At 39.8% G+C, this 21,187-nt stretch carries 21 protein-coding genes; 15 read left to right on the plus strand and 6 right to left on the minus strand.

What is annotated here, in order from left to right; translation table 11 throughout:
• The first annotated feature begins 46 nt into the window (after positions 1–46).
• The 6 genes from PGP85_RS13110 to PGP85_RS13135 all read left to right on the plus strand — a co-directional run bounded on the left by PGP85_RS13110 (position 47) and on the right by PGP85_RS13135 (position 6,579).
• Entirely contained in the window at positions 47–2,452 is a 2,406-nt protein-coding gene (locus tag PGP85_RS13110) for a DNA translocase FtsK (protein WP_270327884.1), read from the plus strand.
• A gap of 309 nt (positions 2,453–2,761) precedes the next feature.
• Positions 2,762–4,708, plus strand: a complete 1,947-nt coding sequence (locus PGP85_RS13115) for a BglG family transcription antiterminator (protein WP_270327885.1) — start codon at positions 2,762–2,764, stop codon at positions 4,706–4,708.
• A 4-nt stretch (positions 4,709–4,712) separates the two neighbouring features.
• Positions 4,713–5,174, plus strand: a complete 462-nt coding sequence (locus tag PGP85_RS13120) for a PTS sugar transporter subunit IIA (RefSeq protein ID WP_270327887.1) — start codon at positions 4,713–4,715, stop codon at positions 5,172–5,174.
• A 28-nt stretch (positions 5,175–5,202) separates the two neighbouring features.
• On the plus strand, positions 5,203–5,514 hold the full coding sequence (locus tag PGP85_RS13125; RefSeq protein WP_251866306.1) for a PTS fructose-like transporter subunit IIB: 312 nt from the start codon (positions 5,203–5,205) through the stop codon (positions 5,512–5,514).
• Between the two features lie 11 nt (positions 5,515–5,525).
• Positions 5,526–6,230: a PTS fructose transporter subunit IIC gene (locus PGP85_RS13130; protein WP_270327891.1), complete on the plus strand. Its 705-nt coding sequence runs from the start codon at positions 5,526–5,528 to the stop codon at positions 6,228–6,230.
• Positions 6,193–6,579 (plus strand): hypothetical protein, encoded by a 387-nt coding sequence (locus tag PGP85_RS13135; protein ID WP_270327893.1) that lies wholly within the window; start codon positions 6,193–6,195, stop codon positions 6,577–6,579. Before PGP85_RS13130 ends, PGP85_RS13135 begins: the two co-directional genes overlap by 38 nt.
• Positions 6,580–6,613: 34 nt before the next feature.
• Here PGP85_RS13135 and PGP85_RS13140 read toward each other — a convergent pair whose 3' ends face one another.
• The gene (locus tag PGP85_RS13140; RefSeq protein WP_270327895.1) at positions 6,614–7,372 is read right to left on the minus strand and encodes a DeoR/GlpR family DNA-binding transcription regulator; all 759 of its coding nucleotides are present in this window, start codon (positions 7,370–7,372) and stop codon (positions 6,614–6,616) included.
• Between the two features lie 175 nt (positions 7,373–7,547).
• Here PGP85_RS13140 and PGP85_RS13145 point away from each other — a divergent pair, with 175 nt between their 5' ends.
• The 5 genes from PGP85_RS13145 to PGP85_RS13165 all read left to right on the plus strand — a co-directional run bounded on the left by PGP85_RS13145 (position 7,548) and on the right by PGP85_RS13165 (position 13,626).
• On the plus strand, positions 7,548–9,896 hold the full coding sequence (locus PGP85_RS13145) for a formate C-acetyltransferase (protein WP_270327898.1): 2,349 nt from the start codon (positions 7,548–7,550) through the stop codon (positions 9,894–9,896).
• Positions 9,897–9,910: 14 nt separating this feature from the next.
• Positions 9,911–10,693: a glycyl-radical enzyme activating protein gene (locus PGP85_RS13150; protein WP_270327900.1), complete on the plus strand. Its 783-nt coding sequence runs from the start codon at positions 9,911–9,913 to the stop codon at positions 10,691–10,693.
• A 260-nt stretch (positions 10,694–10,953) separates the two neighbouring features.
• The gene (gene rlmN, locus PGP85_RS13155; protein ID WP_178982837.1) at positions 10,954–12,021 is read left to right on the plus strand and encodes a 23S rRNA (adenine(2503)-C(2))-methyltransferase RlmN; all 1,068 of its coding nucleotides are present in this window, start codon (positions 10,954–10,956) and stop codon (positions 12,019–12,021) included.
• A gap of 327 nt (positions 12,022–12,348) precedes the next feature.
• Positions 12,349–13,164 carry a prenyltransferase gene (locus tag PGP85_RS13160; protein WP_270327903.1) on the plus strand — a complete coding sequence of 272 codons (816 nt, stop codon included), beginning with the start codon at positions 12,349–12,351 and terminating at the stop codon, positions 13,162–13,164.
• A 45-nt stretch (positions 13,165–13,209) separates the two neighbouring features.
• Positions 13,210–13,626 (plus strand): hypothetical protein, encoded by a 417-nt coding sequence (locus PGP85_RS13165; RefSeq protein WP_270327905.1) that lies wholly within the window; start codon positions 13,210–13,212, stop codon positions 13,624–13,626.
• A gap of 24 nt (positions 13,627–13,650) precedes the next feature.
• Here PGP85_RS13165 and PGP85_RS13170 read toward each other — a convergent pair whose 3' ends face one another.
• The 5 genes from PGP85_RS13170 to PGP85_RS13190 form a co-directional block, all read right to left on the minus strand.
• Complete coding sequence (locus PGP85_RS13170) at positions 13,651–14,130, minus strand: DUF2798 domain-containing protein (protein WP_178982836.1); 480 nt, start codon at positions 14,128–14,130, stop codon at positions 13,651–13,653.
• A 286-nt stretch (positions 14,131–14,416) separates the two neighbouring features.
• Positions 14,417–15,247, minus strand: a complete 831-nt coding sequence (locus PGP85_RS13175) for an NUDIX hydrolase (protein ID WP_016249937.1) — start codon at positions 15,245–15,247, stop codon at positions 14,417–14,419.
• 102 nt (positions 15,248–15,349) lie between these two features.
• Positions 15,350–16,282, minus strand: a complete 933-nt coding sequence (locus tag PGP85_RS13180) for a peptidylprolyl isomerase (RefSeq protein WP_010739924.1) — start codon at positions 16,280–16,282, stop codon at positions 15,350–15,352.
• 151 nt (positions 16,283–16,433) lie between these two features.
• Complete coding sequence (locus PGP85_RS13185; RefSeq protein ID WP_090402721.1) at positions 16,434–16,823, minus strand: YtxH domain-containing protein; 390 nt, start codon at positions 16,821–16,823, stop codon at positions 16,434–16,436.
• Positions 16,824–17,258: an HIT family protein gene (locus PGP85_RS13190; RefSeq protein WP_115356378.1), complete on the minus strand. Its 435-nt coding sequence runs from the start codon at positions 17,256–17,258 to the stop codon at positions 16,824–16,826. It abuts the gene before it with no gap.
• Positions 17,259–17,445: 187 nt separating this feature from the next.
• On the opposite strand from PGP85_RS13190, the gene PGP85_RS13195 reads away from it, so the two are divergent.
• The 4 genes from PGP85_RS13195 to PGP85_RS13210 all read left to right on the plus strand — a co-directional run bounded on the left by PGP85_RS13195 (position 17,446) and on the right by PGP85_RS13210 (position 21,129).
• On the plus strand, positions 17,446–18,183 hold the full coding sequence (locus PGP85_RS13195; RefSeq protein WP_270327911.1) for an ABC transporter ATP-binding protein: 738 nt from the start codon (positions 17,446–17,448) through the stop codon (positions 18,181–18,183).
• Entirely contained in the window at positions 18,176–19,384 is a 1,209-nt protein-coding gene (locus PGP85_RS13200) for an ABC transporter permease (RefSeq protein WP_270327913.1), read from the plus strand. The genes PGP85_RS13195 and PGP85_RS13200 overlap by 8 nt, the downstream gene beginning before the upstream one ends.
• A gap of 3 nt (positions 19,385–19,387) precedes the next feature.
• Positions 19,388–20,257, plus strand: coding sequence for a D-amino-acid transaminase (gene dat, locus PGP85_RS13205; protein ID WP_270327916.1), 870 nt, complete (start codon positions 19,388–19,390; stop codon positions 20,255–20,257).
• Between the two features lie 89 nt (positions 20,258–20,346).
• Positions 20,347–21,129 carry a phosphotransferase family protein gene (locus PGP85_RS13210; protein ID WP_010739918.1) on the plus strand — a complete coding sequence of 261 codons (783 nt, stop codon included), beginning with the start codon at positions 20,347–20,349 and terminating at the stop codon, positions 21,127–21,129.
• The last annotated feature ends 58 nt before the right edge of the window (positions 21,130–21,187 follow it).

Below are 21,187 nucleotides of genomic sequence, written 5' to 3' on the forward strand. Positions count from 1 at the left end.
GCCTTCTTTTTTTTGTATAATGGTACAGAATGGAAAGAGGGATAACATGGCGCAAAAAAAGCGTACAAAGAAAAAAAGAAAAACTAAAAAGCAAAAACAACTACAAGAACAGCGCCTGATTATCGGGATTGGGCTTTTATTTATTTTATTTGCGGTCTTCGCTTTATTTAAGCTGGGCTTCTTAGGCAACTTGATTGCGAATGTCTTACGCTTAGTCGGCGGAAACACGTATCAGTTTTTAGCACTGTTATTGGGCCTATACGGGGCGCTGCTTGTGGCGAAAAATACTAAGTTGCGATTGACAAAAACGCGACGTTGGATTGGGATTGGCGTCTTTTATCTCGGCGTTTTATTGATTCTTCATGCACGTCTGTTTGTAAATGTGGAAAGCAAAGATCCTAATATTTTGAAGACAACGTGGGATCTTTTAATGACAGATTTCTTAGGAAATCAAATTACGCAAAATGTCGGCGGCGGGATGCTAGGTGCGGCACTCTATAATTTGACTCACTTCTTAGTGTCGCAGGTCGGCAGCTATTTGATCGCCGGTTTGTTATTAATCCTCGGTATTTTCTTGTTCAGTCTCCTTGAGTTTAATCAAGTGACGGATTATCTAGGTAGTTTTGTGGATAAGCTGCAGGAAAAATTCTCCGAATCGGATGAAAAGAAAGCCTTGCGAACTGCTAAAAAAGAAGAACGTCAGGCTGAAAAAGCCCAAGCCAAAGCTGAAAAGCAAGCGGCGGAAAAGGCTAAGTTGGAAGCTGAACGAGCAGAACGCGAGAAGAAAAATATGGTTCGTTCGTTGACACCTGGCGAGCAGTTAGCGAAAGAAAATCAGGAACAGATAGTCAGTGAGCCAGAACAAATGACTTTAGTACCGATCGAGGGCTTCCAAGAAAATCTGGAAACATCAGAGGCACCGATGCCCGCGAAAAAACCTCAGCTTGCTGAAGAAGAAATCGATGATCCTGGTGATTTGGAATTTGAGATCAATGCGGAACCGGAAGATCATGATTATCAATTACCGCCTTCAACTTTACTAGACTCGATACCAGCGGCGGATCAAAGCGATGAATACAAAAAAATCGAACAGAATATCAAAGTGTTGGAAAAAACCTTCAACAGTTTTGGCGTGGATGCCAAAGTTGTCAAAGCCAGCTTAGGTCCATCGGTGACTAAATTCGAAGTACAGCCGGCTGTCGGGGTGAAAGTTAGCAAGATCGTTAATTTGACCGATGATATTGCTTTGGCTTTAGCGGCAAAAGATGTACGGATGGAAGCACCGATTCCCGGGAAATCCTTGATTGGGATCGAAGTACCTAACAGTACGATCAGCATGGTTTCTTTCCGCGATATTATCGAAGCTCAACCCAATCATCCAGACAAATTATTAGAAGTACCGCTGGGACGTGATATTTCTGGAATGGTTCAAACCGCTGATTTATCCAAAATGCCTCACTTGTTAGTAGCGGGCTCAACTGGTAGCGGGAAGTCGGTTTCAATTAACGGCATCATCACCAGCATTTTGATGCGGGCGAAACCTAATGAAGTGAAGCTAATGATGATCGACCCGAAAATGGTTGAGTTGAATGTCTATAATGGTATTCCTCACTTATTGACACCTGTTGTGACCAATCCGCGGAAAGCGGCCCAGGCGTTGCAAAAAGTTGTTCAGGAAATGGAAGAACGTTATGAAAAATTTGCGGCTACTGGAGTTCGTAATATTTCCGGATTCAACGAATTAGTGATTCAGAAAAATATGGAGGATGGACAAAATCGTCCAATCTTGCCGTTCATTGTTGTGATTGTAGATGAGTTGGCAGACCTGATGATGGTCGCAAGTAATGAAGTCGAAGACGCGATTACTCGACTGGCACAAATGGCGCGGGCTGCCGGAATCCATATGATTCTTGCAACACAACGTCCTAGTGTGGATGTCATTACAGGGATTATTAAGGCGAACGTTCCTTCACGGATTGCTTTTGCTGTTTCAAGCGGAACGGATTCTCGGACAATCATTGATGGCAATGGTGCTGAAAAACTTTTAGGTCGAGGAGATATGCTGTTCTTGCCGATGGGTGAAAATAAACCTATTCGTGTACAAGGAGCATTTATTTCAGATCACGAGGTGGAACGCGTAGTTGAATTTGTTTCGGATCAGCAAGAAGCGCATTATGAAGAGAAAATGATGCCGACAGAAGAAACGACCTCATCACCATCGGAAACACCACAGGATGAGTTGTATGAGGACGCTAAAGCACTGGTGGTTGATATGCAGACTGCTAGTATCTCTCTCTTGCAGCGACGTTTCCGGATCGGCTACAATCGAGCAGCACGAATCGTAGATGAATTAGAAGAACATGGCGTAATCGGACCATCTACTGGCAGCAAACCACGTGAGGTCTTCTTGCAGAAGGCTGAAGAAGAACCTGAAAATCCATTAGATGAATAGAAAAAGCTTTGCCAAAATTTTTTTGGCAAGGCTTTTTTTTATTTTTATTAATTGCACATATGTGCAAAACAGCGGTGACTTTCGATGGAGGAGTTCCTTTTCTAGGGAATCTTATTTTTTTAAGGTATTAACGAAAAACGTTGCTGCTGCAAGCTTTATTTGAACAAAACAACCATTCAAATAGATCTAAAGTGATCACGATGAATAAATTTCAACATTAATGTGTAACTTTCATGTGTTATACAATAGAAAAAACCTGTGCTATCTTTTTGTTAGATTGATAAGCGCTTACAATTGGAGGAATAAAAAATGAAAGGATTGAATCCACGGCAGAAAAAATTGATCCATTTACTTGTTCAGAATGAAAACTATATGCCAGTCTCCTTTTATTCCCAGCAGTTAGAAAAATCGAGTCGAACGATTTATTCTGACCTAGAAAAAATTCAAGTTTTATTAGCCGATGAATCACTTGTTTTAGAAAAGAAACCACGAATCGGCATTCAATTAAGAGGATCGGTTGAAGAAAAAATGCGATTTCTGGAAAGAATCACGGGGAGTTTGACAGAGATTGTCATTGGAACACAGGAGCGGCAATGGCAGATCGCCAAACGTTTAATGATTGATGATGAGGTAGTGACGCAACAAATGCTGGGACAGCAATTTCATGTGAGTCCAAGTTCAATTGCGAATGATTTGGAAAAGATCAGTGAGAATTATCGCATCAGACTGACAGCCTCGAAACGTGGAACAAAACGTATCGGCAATGAGGAAGAAATACAGAATGGTCTCTTTCGTTTTTGTGAAGACTATTTGGAGGCTCGCGGGATTGACACAGAACAGCTCTTTCATGAGGAAGCACAAAAAATTTTACTTGAGTTGTTTCCGCAACAATTAGTGGAAATAATTGTTGAACAGGTTGAAGATTTAAAAAGGCAAAACGACTTCCTGCTTCCAGAACAATATGTTAAATCATTGCTTATTCGCTTACTTGTTTTCTGTTTCCGTTTAACGAAGAACGGACATATTGAAGAAAAAGAATTTCTATTTGATCAAATCAAAATGATCGACACCTATTTGATCGCTAATGAGCTGCTTGAGCATGTCGCTTCAAAAATGGTTTGTCACTATGACGAAGAAGATATTTCTTATGTGAATCGGCAATTGGTCGGTTACGGTGTCAAACCTAACACCAAAGAACGAAACAATTACGAAAAGTACGCAACGACTATTCAAAAGATTTTAAAAAATATGAGTGAAATCATGCAGGTTGATTTTCTGGCTGATCAGCAATTAACGGAGCGGTTCGCTAGTCATTTTATCCCAATGATCTATCGTTTGAAAATGGGCATTGCCATTACGAATCCTCTGGTTGAAGAAATCCGGAGTCAATATGCCATTACCTTTAGTGCGACGTGGTATGCGTTAGCTAACGTGGAAGGCAAATTGGGTGTTCATTTCAATGATGAGGAAGTGGCGCTGGTAGCCATGTATTTCCAGGTGTCACTGGAGAAAAGTAAAAATGGAAAGAAAATTTTGATTGTTTGTCCCAATGGAATCGGCACGTCAGAATTAATCTTCAATAAGATCAAACGTATCCTGCCAGCACAAGATATCGCTGAGATCACAACTATCGATAAACTTTACAAGAAAAATTTGGACAATGTAGACTTGATCATTTCTTCTATTCGACTGAACGATGTCCACAAACCGATTATCAAAGTCTCGACATTGGTTACGCAAGAAGATATCAAAAATATTACTACGCTTTACTCGAACTTATTCTATTCAGAAGAGTCGGATGAAACGGAAAAATTAGACTTTCCATTTTTGAAAGAAGTGATTGATCTGGAGTTTATTCACACACAAAAATGTTTTTCAGATAAACAAACTTGTTTAAATTGGATGATCACTCAATTGGAGAAACAGCAGATAGTTACTAACGCATTCCGTAAAGAAGTTTTTGATCGCGAAGAAATTGGAGAGACAGCACTGGCAACAGGGGTAGCTATTCCTCATGCCGCGCCCCAAAATGTTTTGAAGACGAAAATCTCGATTGTTACTTTGGCTGATCCGATTGTTTGGGATCAACGGAAGGTTCATTATGTCTTGCTGATGTGTATCGCAAAGAGTGATCGTAAACTTGTGCGTGGTGTAATCACTGATATTCATAAAATTGTTCAATCTGAAAAACAGTTAAATCGCTTTTTTGCTAAAAGGGCGGCAGAAGAAATTTATAACGATATTACTAGGAGGTAGAGAAATGGAAATAATCAGTGAAGAATTAATCGATTTAGCAATAGATGCTGATTCCAAAATGACGGCTATCAATGTTTTGGCCGATCGAATCAATCAAGCCGGACGGTTGCATGATCATGCCGGTTATATCGAGAGCGTGGTAGAACGAGAGAATTTGACAACAACAGGGATCGGTTTCGGAATTGCGATTCCCCACGGAAAAAGTGTTCATGTCAAAGAAACGACAGTGGCTTTTGGCCGCTTAAAAAATAAAGTTGATTGGCAAAGTTTAGATGGGGAAAATGTTGGTTTAGTCTTTTTACTAGCAGTACCAGAAGAGTGCCAAGGAGATCAGCACTTGAGAATTATTGCGGGATTATCTAGAAAATTAGTCCATCAAGAATTTCGAGATACATTGCAGCAAGCTTCAAGTGATCAAGAAATCGTCAATTTGTTAAATGATAGTTTAGCGGGTGTCGTTGCTTAGGAAGTAATTTAAAAAGGAGAGATTATTTATGAAATTAGTCGCTGTAACAGCTTGTCCATCTGGGGTAGCCCATACATATCTTGCTGCGGAAAGTTTAGCCGTCGCTGCTAAAAAGAATGAGGTAGAGATCAGTGTCGAAACGCAAGGATCAATTGGAATTGAAAATGAATTGACGATGGATCAGATCAATGGTGCGGATGCGGTGATTTTAACCAATAACATCGGAATCAAAAATGAAGAACGCTTCAAAGGCAAACCGGTTGTTCGTGTGAGTGCTGGAGACTGCATTAATAAGGGAGAAGCGATCGTCAAAAAAATCCAACAGAAATTGGCGAAATAGGAGGAATCGGGATGATTGAGCTATTAAAAGATACAAGAAAAAATATGATGACGGGTGTTTCATATATGATTCCTTTCGTCGTTGCAGGCGGGATTTTATTGGCATTAAGTGTTTTGCTTTCAGGAAATGCTTCTGTGCCGGATAAAGGCTGGTTAGCAGACATTGCCAATATTGGAATTACTGGTCTGGGGATGATGGTACCAATTCTATCTGGTTATATCGCGTTTTCAATGGTTGATCGACCGGGGCTTGCACCTGGGATTATCGGCGGGTTGATTGCGAGTAATATCGGTGCAGGGTTTTTAGGAGGAATTTTATCAGGGATCGTAGCTGGGGTTGTCGTTTTCTATTTAAAGAAAATCAAATTGCCTTCAAGCTTACGGTCACTCGGTCCAATTTTCATCATTCCTTTGTTTGGAACATTGATCGTGGGTGTTTTGATGTATGGAGTGATTGGGCAGCCGATTGCCGCATTGATGACTGCGTTAACGAAATGGTTAGAGTCAATGGGGACAGGAAATCTAGTTGTACTTGGACTGGTATTAGGTGCGATGATCGCTTCTGATATGGGAGGCCCCATCAATAAAGTGGCCTTTAGCTTTGGTTCCGCAATGGTTGGAACAATCAATCCTGCGACCGGCTTACCTAGTGCTACTGCTTTAACGATTATGGCAGGGATTGGCGACAATTGTTGCACCGAAAAAATTCACCGTTGAAGAAAGAAATTCGGGAAAAGCCGCGATCGTCATGGGATTAGTAGGAATTTCAGAAGGTGCGATTCCTTTTGCTGCAGCAGATCCGTTACGTTGTATTCCGGCCAATATGATCGGCAGTGCAATTGGTGCGGCGATAGCGATGGTGTTAGGTGCAGGAAATCCAGCGCCGTGGGGCGGTTGGATCGTTGCTCCGGTAGCACAAAATCCACTAGTCTATATTCTCGGCACAGTGGTCGGTTCAGTCATTACGGCCGGAATTGTGATCGCGTTGAAAAAACCAATCGCTGATGAGGATGTTCAAGCAGTTGGTCTTGATGATGACTTTGATTTAGACATTGAAATTATGTAGTAAAAAATGTGTCGAGTGTATTCGGCACATTTTTTTAGACCAAAATTAGTTTTGCGTATGCGCTGATCATTCGCTCATAATCGAGCGGCAAACCTTTGCTGGTGATCACTACGTCGATTTCTGACCAAGGAGCCACTTGTACAAGTGAGGTTTTTTCAAATTTCGTTTGATCCAGCAGTACGATTTTTTTAGTAGATTTTTTCAGCATTCGTCGTTTGGCTTCGGCGTCGATCAAAGAAGATGTACAAAAGCCTTTGCGATTTTTTACACCGCTGGAACCAAAAAAGCATAGGTCAAAATGAATATCGGGAAGAATTTCATTTCCGCTGTTGCGAAAAGCCATATCAGCAGGAGAGTACTCACCGCCAAAACAAAAGAGCTTGTGATGTCCATTTGCGAGTTGCGTGATGGACGCGAGCGAACCGGTAAAAATTTGCTTTTCTTTTAACGGCAAGATTTTTTTTGCTAAAAGCGCTAGTGTACTGCCTTGGTCTAAGCCAATCGAATAATCTTCATTCGTAATGAGAGCTAAAGCAGCTTGTGTGATCCGATCCTTTTCAGGAAACTGCGTGGTCCGTTGAAAGACGGGTGCCAACTCTTTTTCCTTTACTAAAGTCGCTTTGCCATGCTGCTTTTTCAAAACGCCTTCTTTGGCAAGGTACGTTAAGTCTTTGCGAATAGTTTCGTCGGAGACTTGAAATGTTTTCACTAAATCGCTGACTTTGAGTTCATTTTGCTGATATAAAAGTTCGGTAATTTCTTTGCGGCGTTGAGCGATTTCGACAGCCTTCATGCAGAGCCCTCCTTTTTAACAACCGTAGCATGGGATTCCAACAAAAACAATTCAAAACTTGGGAAAAAGTGAACAAATCCAACTTTTTGATTGTATTTCAAAGAATCGTATAGTTTCAAACGTAAAAAGTTTCTATACTAAAAATGAAAAGAAGAGATCGAGAGGAGTAAAGGAAATGGGAACAGGAGTAATTAACCAAGAGAAGAATATTGCAAACGTGGTAGTTAAAGGAACTCCGCGTATTCAAATGATGAAGGATCATTTATTTAAAGAAAAGCGTCAAATTTCACTAGAACGTGCATTACTTTACACTGAAAGTTATCGTCAAACGGAAGGGGAACCAACGATCCTGAGACGAGCAAAAGCGGTGGCACATATTTTAGCAAATGTAGAAATCAGTATTCGTGAGGGCGAGCTGCTGGTAGGAAATCGAACTGTTCGTCCGCGATCGGGGATTCTTTCACCTGAGATGGACCCGTATTGGATTATGCAGGAGATCGATACGATCGCTACACGACCGCAGGATCAATTTGAATTTACCGAAGCTGACAAAAAGGTTTATCGCGAAGAATTATATCCCTATTGGGAAAAGCGTTCGATGAAGGATTTTATCAATAGCGAATTGACAGATGAGGTGAAAATAGCCTTAAAGGATGACGTTTTTAAATTGAACCAAACCGATAAGGGACAAGGCCATATCATTATGGATTTTCCTGGGATATTATCCCAAGGTATTGGAAGCTATCTGGATCGCTTGAATGAAAAAATAGTTGCAGAGCCGGAGAACAACTTTTATCAAGCAGGAAAAATAATGTTTGCTGCGATGCGAGATCATTTTTTACGCTATGGAGATCTGGCAGAAGAAATGAGTAAAAATGAAAGTGAACGATTACGGCAACAAGAACTGCAAACAATTGCGAAAATGTGCCGCAGGCTGAGTACAGAAAAACCTACAACCTTTTATGAGGCGCTGCAATTATTGTGGATGACCAGTATTGTTGGGCAATATGAATCGAACGCTTCTTCGCTGTCTTTAGGGCGAATGGATCAATATTTATATCCATTTTATGAGGCATCTCTGCAATCAGGCACTGAAAAAGATTTTCTATACGAAGTACTGGGTGACTTTTATATTAAGACAAATGATGTGGTTCTTTTACGTTCTGAGAGCAGTGCTAAGTGTTTTGCGGGCTTTCCAACTGGTTACACGGTTGTTTTAGGCGGACTGGATGAATTAGGTCATACAGCAGTCAATCCTTTATCGTTTATCATGTTAGAGCTTTATCATGAAATATTACTGCCGCAGCCTAACTTATCAGTCAGAATGAATGAATTGATCCCAAGACGCTTCTTGTTAAAAACAGTTGAAACGATTCGTCTAGGAACGGGAATTCCACAATTATTCAACGATGAAGTTTGCGTCCCCGCCTTTTTAAGTAAAGGAGTATCGCTCGATGATGCACGCGATTACGCAACAGTCGGCTGTGTGGAGACCTCGATTCCCGGAAAAACATATGGATTGCACGACATCGCGCTTTTCAACTTATTGCGAATCATGGAGCTGAGTATGTATGAGTTAAGGAATAAACAGGACTTAACTTATAATCAACTGGTAGAAACGATCGAAGAAAAAATCGATTATTATGTGGAGCTGGTGGTCAAAGGATCGAACATTGTTGATTTGGGGCATCGACATTATGCCCCGACGCCATTTTTATCCGTCTTGATTGATGACTGTTTGGAAAATGGGAAAGATGTTACCGAGGGTGGTGCGCGTTATAACTTTTCTGGAGTACAAGGAATCGGTGAAGCCAACTTAAGCGATTCAATGTATGTCATCAAAAAAATGATCTTCGAAAATAAAGAAATGAGCTTTGGCTACTTGGTAGATGCGTTGGAGTCAAACTTTACGGGTGAATATGCTGATCTACAAAATCATGTGATCCAAGATTTTGAGAAATTTGGTAACGATGATGAAGAGCTCGATATTATCGCAGCAAAATTATTTAGACACTATGCCAAAGAATTAGAAAAATATGAAAATGTTCGAGGCGGTCAATTCATTCCTGGAGCTTATACGGTTTCAGCCCACATTCCTTTAGGTGAGGCAGTCGGTGCAACACCTGATGGACGTAAGGCACAAGAACAATTAGCGGATGGCGGATTATCACCAATAGTTGGTCGTGATCACTTAGGGCCAACGGCGGTGTTAAAATCTGTCAGCAAATTGGATAATTACCTAACTGTAAATGGCAGCTTATTGAATCTGAAGTTTCAGCCGAACACGTTAAAAGGGCAACAGGGATTAAATAAATTCGCCGACTTCTTGCTGGCGTTTACTAAATTAAAAATTCAGCATGTCCAATTCAATGTACAATCGAAAGAAACCCTATTAGCGGCGCAAAAACATCCAGAGAAATATTCAGGATTATTGGTTCGAGTGGCCGGGTACAGTGCTTTCTTCGTTGATTTGAATAAACAAATTCAAGACGATATCATCGCGCGTGTTGAACATCAATTGTAGGATGAGGGATAAAAATGGATCAAGGATTGGTTTTTAATATTCAGCGCTATTCCGTTCATGATGGCGGCGGCATTCGGACATTGATTTTTTTAAAAGGCTGTCCGCTACGCTGTCCATGGTGTTCAAATCCAGAGTCGCGAAAAAAAGTCGAACCGGCTAAATGGAAAAAGAATGGAAAGACGGAGACAATCGGAGAATGGCGTTCAATTGATGAGTTGTTGGATGAAGTGTTGAAGGACGAAATCTTTTATCGTACCTCTGGCGGCGGAGTGACTTTATCCGGCGGAGAAGTCTTGATGCAAGCAGAATTTGCCGGCGAATTTTTACGGGAATTGAAAGCTCTGGGTATTCACACGGCTATTGAGACGACTGGGTGTTTTCCAGTTGAACGATTAAAAAAAATCAGCCCTTATGTTGACCAAGTATTATTTGATTTAAAAATTATCGATCGCTCTGAGGCAAAAAATGTCATTGGACTAGATCCTGAAACGGTTCGAGAAAACTTTGATTATCTGTTGACGCAAGAACAAGTTCAAGTGATTCCGCGAATTCCATTGATTCCTGACTATACGACTAATGAAAGAAATATCCAACAGCTGATTGATTTTATGGCTGAACGGCAAATCAAAGAGGTGCATTTGCTGCCATTCCATCAATATGGCAGCAGTAAATATGACTATCTTGGTTGGGAATATGCGATGCAAGAGGTACCGACGTTAACTCAGGCTGAAGTAGCTGTGCTTAAGGAAAAATTCGAAACAGCAGGAATCAGTGCAAATGTTGATGGATTAGAGTGAGAGGCCATGTGTCTCTCATTTTTTTAGTTTTACTGTAACATAGCTTGTGAAATCATTTCTTTTTTTCAAAGTTGATTGTTTTCTCCTTGTGAATCGGTTATAGTATGTAACGAATGTTGCCAGATTTCTTCATGTTTTAAAATAATTGGAAAAATGGTAGGCGTACGAAGAGGAATATTTAAATTTCTGATTTTATTATTAAGCTGGCCATCTGCAGGAATAAGCCAGCACTTCGGTATAATGTAGTAGGAGGTAACACCTTGGAAAAACCCTCGATTTATGGTTTAAGAAGAGAAGAATTGGTTGAATGGTTTCTAGAACACGGAGAAAAAAAATTCCGTGCAACACAAGTTTGGGAATGGCTTTATCGCAGCCGTGTGACCGAATTTGCCGAAATGAGCAATCTTTCAAAACAAACAATTTCTCTGTTAGAAGAAAATTTTATTATCAATCCATTGAAGCAGCTAGTGGTGCAAGAGGCCAGTGATGGGACGGTCAAATATCTTTTTGAATTACCCGATCATTTGATGATTGAAACAGTTTTGATGCGCCAAGAATATGGCTTGTCGGTCTGTGTAACTACCCAAGTCGGTTGTAATATCGGCTGTACATTCTGTGCATCAGGTTTGCTGAAAAAACAACGTGATTTGACTGCTGGTGAAATCGTCGCTCAAATAATGCTAGTGCAGCATTATTTTGATGAACGCGGCGAAGAGGAACGTGTTTCCCATGTTGTTGTTATGGGGATTGGCGAACCGTTCGATAATTATGATAACGTGATGAACTTTCTTCACGTCATCAATGATGATAAAGGAATGGCAATCGGAGCCCGTCATATTACAGTTTCAACAAGCGGTTTAGTTCCAAAAATCAAGAAATTCGCGGAAAATGGTTTGCAAGTAAACTTGGCGATTTCATTGCATGCACCAAATAATGAAGTTCGTTCATCAATCATGCGAATCAACCGCAGCTTCCCAATCGAGAAATTGATGGAAGCCGTAGACTATTATATAGAAGAAACCAATCGTCGAGTGACCTTTGAATATATCATGCTGTCCAATGTGAATGATCGTCCAGATCATGCGCAGCAATTGGCAGACTTGATGAAGAATAAGAAAAAATTGGTTTACGTGAACTTGATTCCGTATAATCCAGTCAGTGAACACGATCAATATTCTCGCAGCAGTAAAGCGGATGTCTTGCGTTTTTACGATGTCTTGAAAAAGAATGGCATCAATTGCGTGATTCGAAAAGAACACGGCACAGATATCGATGCCGCTTGCGGACAATTACGTAGTAAACAAATGAAGAAAGTCGCAGCAAAATAAACATCTAACTCTCTCAATTATTGAGAGAGTTTTTTTGTCAGTCCAACTTTTCGCAGATTGTAAAGTTTGAAAAAGATTATTTATGTAAAATAGATCAAGGAACAAGTACTTTAGTTGGATGATATGCGTGGCGAAAATCAGTATCATTTTTATGGGTTTTGAAAAATGATATCTTTAAAACGAGTTAGCAGTCAGTCCAACTTTTAACAGTTGCGTATATAAATGGGAACGTAATCTTTTATTGAAGAATACAAATACGAAAATACGTTCCCTAGTTTCACCTAGCTGTGATACACTTAAAAGAAAGTGCATTCAAGGAGAAAAGAGATGAACAAAGCAGACATTCAAACTATTTTAGATCATCGTTATGATCAAGGCTGGGATTATTGGACGACAGAAGATAGACGATTGGGGAAAGGTGCGCCTTTTTCTTGTTTAGAATCTGCGGAGTATTTATTGGAATTGGGAATGGACCCGCAAGAGGAGATATTGCAAAAAGTTGCAGAGCTTTTGTGGGAATGCTGGCGAGAGCCGGGGGAATTTAAACTTTATCCCAAAGGAGCCGTTTTTCCTTGCCAGACAATTCCAGCAGCAATTCTTTTAGTCCGTCTAGGGCATGGGGATGATCCGCGAATGAAACAGACTATGGAGCATTTATTGGCGACTCGTTACGAGGATGGCGGCTGGTGGTGCAAGAAATTCTATTTTGGAAAAGGGCCAGAAACGGAATTCTCTAATCCATTACCAACATTGAATGCATTAGAATTATTTCGTCGAACAAATTTTGTTGAAGAATCAGAACTAGATGAGGCTGTAGAATTCTTATTGAACCATTGGGAAACTAAATTGCCGATCGGTCCCTGTCATTATGGGATTGGAACATTATTCATGCAGGTGGAATATCCATTCCGCGGGTATGATTTATTCTATTATCTTTATGTATTGTCCTTCTATGAAAAAGCGAGGAATGATCCGCGTTTTATGGAGGCCTTTGGAGCCTTAAAGGAAAAAACGGTTGAGGATAAGGTCATTGTAGAACGAGTAGTTCCTAAATTGCGTAAATTGAATTTTTGCAAAAAAGATCAAGTCAGTGACTTGGCTACTGACCGCTATCAGGAAATTGTCGCTAATCTGGCGAAATAAAATTTGGCTCTGTTTTTTACGTATCTTTTTTAAAGGAGGTACGTGATGAAATTAATCGAGATCAAAAGAGAGTATGAGCTGAATCAAAACACCTTTTATGGTTGGTTAAAAGAAAATCAAATGATCGTCAAAGAAATGACTGGGTATGTTATCGGTCCAAATGCGCTTGAAGGAATGGAGACCAAGACGAATCGCCGTGTAACCGAAGATGGCGAGGTTCTGATCACGACTCAAGTTGTGATTGATAATCAAAAAATTCCTCAGCTTATAGAACAGTATGAAAAATCAGGATTGCCTAGATTATTTTCTTCTCAAAGTCAGAAGAATGGGACAAAAAGAAATTCTAACAATGAATCGGCGGAACACCTCGAAAAGAGAATTAATATTTTGGAAAAGCAAGTATACATTTTTACAGAACAATTAAGTACATTTATAAAACAAAGCACCCGAGAACACGAGTAAACGTGTTTTCGGGTGCTTTTTGTCTTATGCTAGAATTGTTCCTACTGGAAAGATTCTTCTGAACACTTTTCGAACTAACGGTCCAGCGATTAATAATTGGAAGGGAAGAGCCATCACGACATTTTTTAGGATATTTACACCCCAAAGAATGAATAGCTGATTCCATTCTTGAGTATGACTTAACACTTCGACCGCGCCGTAAAGTGACATGAAGAAGACCATCGGTAAAACCATACAGCTTGAAACGGTAAGAATTTTACGTAAAGGACTAGCAAATGTCGGTAACAATTTGAAGGCTACTTTTTTCGCTGTAGTCGAAACAACAAACCAGTCTAAAATCAACGCACAACAATACCCCAAAGGCAAACCGAGCCATGCCGTTTTAAAAACTTCCAATGAAAAGGTTCCAGCGTGTAAATAAATATTGTACAAACTCATCCAGAACACCATCACAAAACACATCATTATCGTATAAACAAAACTTTCTCTCTTATTACTTGGCATAAAGATCCTCCTTTTTTTGAATACAATCAACTCCTATTAAAATATTCAATTGGGTTGTTAGGATGTGTATCATTACTGCTAAACATCCTGATCTTGAATAAACATAGGGATTAAAGTATTCATCTCATAATTTGATAAACTGCAAAAAAGCAGAACGAACAAAAAAAAGTGGCAATCGTATAACTCGCTACGATGGCCACTTTGGGAATCTTCACTGCGTTATGGAAAGTCTTTTTTCGCTTTTTCCATTATATACAGATTTTTCCATTTCATGTAAGTAAAACTTTTATTTTTTTTCACCAATTTCATCTTTTAGACGATAAATCTTTGATGGACGGCCAATTCCGACAGGACGTTCGCCGATTTCATCAAAGTATTGCAACATGGCTTTCTTGAAATTAGAATGATCGACTGTTTTAAAATCGACACCCAGGAACTTCGCAAAAACTTTACGAGCTTCCGTAATGGTAAATTCTTCACCTAAGACTTGTAAAATTAATGGTTCATGATCCATTTTATTGACGACTCGATTGAAAGCCTTGCGGATAATTTCATTATGGTCAAAGGCCAAGGTATCCTTACCGATCGACTTACCAGTTTCTAAATCGATCTCAATGGAGATATCATCATCACTTGTTAGATAGATGGTTTCGCCGTGACGCTCCATGTTGAACCAGCGAGCATCTTGTGTGTCATCACCAGCTGTCGGCGGTACTTGTCCAATAAATGCCAGATAACTGACAGTGATTACCCAGCCACGAGGGTCACGATTTGGCGAGCTGAAAGTATGGAGCTGTTCAACATTTTTTCTTCCAATATCTAAGCCGGTTTCTTCGGCAGTTTCACGTCGAACGCTGTCATTTGTCGACTCATTTCGCTCAACAAATCCACCAGGCAATGCCCATGAATTGCGATAGGGATTTCCCCGACGCTGGATAAGTAGAATTTTTAACTGATCTTCTTCTTTGTTATAGCCCATAATGACAATGTCGACGGTGACAGAAGGCTTATCATATTCCGGATGATCCTGTTCTTTATACCAAGCGACGAATTCTGTTTCATCTGCTTCGTGTTCATAATAATCTTTCTCTGCTTCTTTAGAGGCAAATTTTTTCATGCATTGTTCACCCATTTTCTTATAAGTATTCGCTACTTTATTGTAGCATGAATAATAAAAAAAGGGGAACTCCGCTTGGAATTCCCCTGTAGGTTGCTAAAATTATTTTGTTGACTCAGTTGTTGCTTTTTTACCTGAACTATTTGTTGTTAAGAAGTCAGATAAAATGTTTTCGAATGAATCGTCTTTGATCTTCACATTGGCTTTCTTCAATTCTTTAGCGATAACTTCAGAAGAGAAGGTTTGGTCAGCCATTTTAGTATCTTCAGCGATTTGTTTCAATTCTTTTTTGTATTTGTCCATGTCATTGCCTTTAGAAGAGTTTTTCTCCATTTTAACAATGTAGTAGCTTGATTGGTAAGTAGATGAATCCATTACAGTAACAACATCAGAAACTTCACCATCTTTTAGTTTGAAGGCTGCTTCTTTTACTTCAGCAGGTACAGTTGTTGATTGAGAATCAAATTTGATTTCGCCGCCATCTTTTTTCGTTGTTGCATCTTGTGATTTTTCTTTAGCGATTTTCGCGAAATCACCTTTATCATCTAATTGTTTCTTGATTTCTTTTGCTTCATCTTCGCTGCTTGCTTGGATGATGCGGGCAGTAACTTCTGGATGGAATGAATCCCAGGCTGCTTTTGTATCTTTATCGGTAATCTTCACATGTGCTTTCAAACCTTCTTGGAAAGCTAGTGATTGTTTCAAATATTCTTTATACGATTTCTTTGTGTAGCCGGCAGATTTTAACTGACTTTCAAAGCTGTCGCCTAATTGTTTCTCTTGTTTGTCGTATTCTTTGTCGATTTGTTTGTCCGTTACTTTATCACCATAGGCGTTTTCAAATACCTTATAGATGATCATATTTCGAACTAAACTTTGATTTGATTGTTCTTTTTTCGCTTCATTATAAAAATCTTCGACGGTAATTTTTCCGCCTTTCATTGTTGCGATGTCTTGGTTAGAACTTCCTGAACAAGCGCCCAATACAATCACGCTAAGTAAGCCAGCAGTGGCTAAAAGAATCTTTTTCTTCATTTCTGTGCTACAACTCCTAAAATTAAAATTTACATTCGTCTGTTATTCCTGTTCAACTATAACATATCTAAAATTGTAAAAGAAAGGGATTAAAAATAGTTTCCGAGAAAATTCACAATAAAGGCACAATTACTTAAGTGAAATAATGTGATTATTTTGTTTCATCCACCGGACGTTCCAAAGAAAAACGGCCTTTCTTTATCACCGTTTTTTCTTCGCTTTCTGGCAATAATTGATTGATCTTGTCTAGCTGATCCTGAATTTGTTGGATCCGCGGTTCCGCCTGAAATCGGAATTCCTCGACATCTTTTTCAACACCTGAGGTAAAGGCTGGCACTAAAGTATCAAAGGTTCCTTTTAAGGTAGCTAAAGATTCGCGGAAATCTGCTAAATTATCATTTAACTCGTCAGTTAGTTCGACTAGCTCACGTGTGTTGGTAATTAAGTTTTCACGTGTTTCCTCACCCTTGCGTGGGGCTAATAAAAGTCCGCCAAGTGTCCCAATACTGGCACCAAATAGAAGTCCTTTAAAAAAACTCATTTATTTCACCTGCTCCTTGATCTTATCAGCGATCGCTTGCATTTCTTCCGGTGTCCGTTGATCCGTATGATTGCCAAAATGAATAGAGAAATCATCCTTTTTACTGTAACGCGGAACTAAATGGACATGGGAATGGAAAACGGACTGGTATGCTAATTCTTTATTATTATTTAAAATGTTCAATCCTTCCATTTCAGGAAAAGCTTGTTCAAGTGCGCGTGCGATTTTAGGAATGCGAGCAAAGACATCGGCTGCTAAGTCTTCGTCATATTCAAAAATATCTGTTACGTGCTGTTTTGGAACTACTAGTGTATGCCCTTTGGTTGCTTGAGAGATATCTAAAAAAGCATAAACTTTTTCATCCTCAAAAATTTTGTAGCTAGGGATTTCTTGATTGATGATTTTACAAAAAATACAATTTTCCATTACAAACATCCTTTCTGATCGTGTATGATTGTTCTATTTTTGTGTCACTGCCGCCGAAAAGAAGACCAGCAGATGACCGAAATTCTTCTTTTACTTTACCATAACTTGTTATACTTGTGCTGGAAAAGGTCAAGAGAAGATTAATTCTTTCTGGGATTCTGCTATAATACTAACTAACGAAATTGGAGGGGAAAAGATGAGCTTAGCGATTCAGCATGTCACAGGAGGCTACGGCCACTTACCTGTTTTAAAAGATATTAATTTTGAGGTACATAATGGAGAAATGATCGGTCTGATTGGTTTGAATGGTGCAGGTAAATCAACCACGATTAAAAATATCATCGGGTTGTTGACGCCGCAAAAAGGAACAATCACAGTCGATGACCTGACGTTGCAGCAAGATCCAGAGAATTATCGTAAAAAAATTGGCTACATTCCTGAAACACCTTCTTTATATGAAGAATTAACGTTGCGGGAGCACATTGAAGTAACTGCTATGGCCTATGGTATTCCCAAAGAAGAAGCGATGGAACGAGCTGAATCATTGTTAAAGACTTTTCGATTGGAAAATCGGCTGGACTGGTTCCCCGTTAACTTTTCTAAAGGAATGAAACAAAAAGTGATGGTTTTGTGTGCTTTTCTGATTCAACCAAGTTTGTATATCATTGATGAACCATTTTTAGGATTAGATCCACTGGCCATCAATGCTTTGTTGGAATTAATGGTAGCGATGAAAGAACAAGGAGCAGCGATCTTGATGTCTACACATATTTTAGCGACAGCTGAAAAATATTGTGATCGTTTTGTTGTTTTACATGAGGGAGAAGTACGGGCACAGGGAACTTTACAAGACTTGCAAACCGAATTTAATCTGCCGGGTTCTTCCCTAGATGAAATCTACATCGCACTGACAAAGGAGAAGGAACATGCATGATTTTTTTCTATTGAGGCGACAACGCCACCAGAAAAAAATGATGAAGTACATGCGCTACGTGTTGAATGATCATTTTGTTTTGGTGTGTTTGTTCTTAGTCGGCGGATTGGCATTTTACTATTCGAACTTATTAAAAGCATTACCGGGTGATTTCCCTTGGAGCTTGCCGATTGTCGGAGGTGTCTGGTGGCTGATTTTGCCATTTGGCAAATTGGCAACATTAGTTGAACCAGCCGACATGACATTTTTATTACCGAAGGAAAAAGAGATGGGCGGCTATTTATCGCGAGGATTGCGATATTCGCTAGGCTTTCCCCTTGTAATTGAGTTACTTATTTGCGGTGCGCTGCTGCCGCTAGTAGTCCTAGCAAAACAAGTAAGCTTTATTAACTTTTTCTTTTACTTACTGATGCTCTGGGGATTAAAAATCGGAAATTTACGGATTCAACGTTTGGCTTGCTACCAGAAGACCAATGAACAAACGCAACGTTTATTCATTCTATGGTTTATCACAAGTGGTGCGGTTATTTTCATTAGTTTATATGGCGCAGCTTGGATGGGTACAATATTAGCAATTGCAGCAGTGTTCGGATTCTTTGCGGTAACAAAGGAGAACGATCGCTTGCTGGATTGGAGCAAAATGATTGATCAGGAAAATGCTCGTCTGCATCGGATTTATCAATTCATTAATTTGTTTACGGATGTTCCGGAAATTGAAGCAAAAGTGCGGCGTCGGAAATATTTAGATGGTCTACTGAGCAGAATTTCCTTCAAACATGAAAATACGTATCTGTATTTGTTTGCTCGCGGAGCGTTACGAGGAGCGGAGTTTGGTGGCTTATTTTTCCGTTTGCTGATTGTTGGCGGAGTGCTGTTGTTCTCACTGAATGACTTTCGCTTTATTGTTGGAGTCAGCCTGCTCTTTATTTACTTGATTGGTTTTCAAATGATTCCTCTATATAGTCAGTTTGACTATATTAGCGCGACGCAACTTTATCCTGTATCGAATAAGCTTAAGAGAGCCTCTTTACAGCAATTGATGGCTATTCTATTGTTTGCCGCGGCAATTATTTTTACGTTGTGCAGTTTGGTGCAGTTGTCAATCGTTGAAAGTTTAGTCTTACTCGTGTTACTTTTAATCGAAATCGGCTTGTTTGCTTGGTTCTATCTCCCAACAAGAATAAAGAAAATGGAGGATTAGTGAATGAAAGTATTATGGAACGAAAAAATTGTAGAAGAATCAGAAGTAAAAATTGATTTGGAAGATCGCGGTTACCAATTCGGTGATGGTATTTATGAAGTGATCCGTATTTATGACGGCTACTTGTACATGGAAAAAGAACACTTGGACCGTTTATGGGTAAGCGCAGAAAAGATTCGCATGACACTTCCATTCACAAAAGAAGAACTAAGTCAGCGCCTGCATCGTTTAGCCAACGAGGTTGGATTAGAAAATGCTCGAATCTATTTTCAAGTGACGCGCGGTACAGCGAAACCACGGCTGCACAATTTTCCTGATCCAAAAGAAGTTCAACCGGTCTTAATGGCAGACATTCAACCAGCATCACGTCCAAGCTCGAAACAAAATATTGGTATTCGTGCGGCTTTCGTTGAAGACAAGCGCTGGCTGCACTGCGATATTAAATCAATTAGTTTATTGGGAAATATACTAGCTTTAGATGAAGCACAGCAAAAAGGCTATGATGAGGCCGTTTTAGTGCGCGATGGCTATGTAACAGAAGCCTCAGCATCAAATTTATGGATGGTGAAAGACGAGGTACTTTACACCCATCCAGATGGAAATCTGGTTTTACCGGGGATTGCGAAAATAAAAATTCGTGAACTAGTCAAGACCTTAGGAATTGAATTACGGGAAGAACGATTTACTAAAGAAGAGCTGTTGGCGGCAGACGAATGTTTCAAAACCAGTTCTGTGGCGGAAATCATGCCGATTATTGAAATTGACGATCATAAAATCGGTGAGGGGATGCCGGGCAGTCTGACGAAAAAAATTCTGACTGCTTATATCGAAACAGTGAATTTATCCGTTCAAGCACACCGCAATGAAAAATAATCAAAGAAGAACATACATGCCCTTGACGAAGTGGCTTTCCCCGACTAAAATAGTAAATACGTTTAAAATGCTAGGGGAGGGCCTTGGGTATGGAATTTCAGTTGGATAGCGACTGGCGTGTACAGCCGATTAAGGGTGATACAGGAAAAACGTATATCGGCTATCGTGACGAGGATCGCGTCTTCATTAAACGAAATACCACCCCAATGTTGGCGGCTTTATCTCGTGAAGGAATCGCACCAAAACTTGTCTGGATCAAACGAACAGGCAATGGGGATACATTGACCGCACAAGAATGGCTAGATGGCCGAATTCTTGAGCCGGAAGAAATTCCTCGTCGAAACGATGTGGTGGACGTGTTGTATCATCTTCATCATTCGCCTTCATTGAAAGTGATGTTGAAAAAGATGGGCGGACGTCAAGTTTCGCCGCAACAACTATTAGCTGATTACGAAGCAAATCTGCCGACGATGATTGAACAAAATGCTTTTATCGAATTGGTGTATGATTATTTGAAAAAAAATATTCCGACCTATGCGAAAAAGAATTACACTGTCGTTCATGGTGATGTTAATCACCGAAATTGGTTGGTTTGTTCAAATTATTTATATTTAGTCGATTGGGATTCTGTGATGTTTGCTGATCCTGCGTTGGATATCGGTACGATTTTAGGGAATTATGTACCATTATCCAGTTGGAGCAAGTGGCTGGTACGTTATGGTATTCGTCCAACAGATGAAAATATGGAGCGGATTTATTGGTATGGATTGATGAGCTTGCTGCTGGAAATAGCACGTCAATATAAACGTGACGAGCCTCATCATATGAATCAATCGATCTTACAATTAAAACGAATTTTTGCCGGAAGCTGAACATTGGGTTCAGCTTTTTGTTAGTCCAGCTTTAAAAGTTATCAATGAGTAAAGAAAA

The organism is Enterococcus malodoratus (assembly GCF_027659535.1).
Lineage (GTDB): Bacteria > Bacillota > Bacilli > Lactobacillales > Enterococcaceae > Enterococcus_A > Enterococcus_A malodoratus.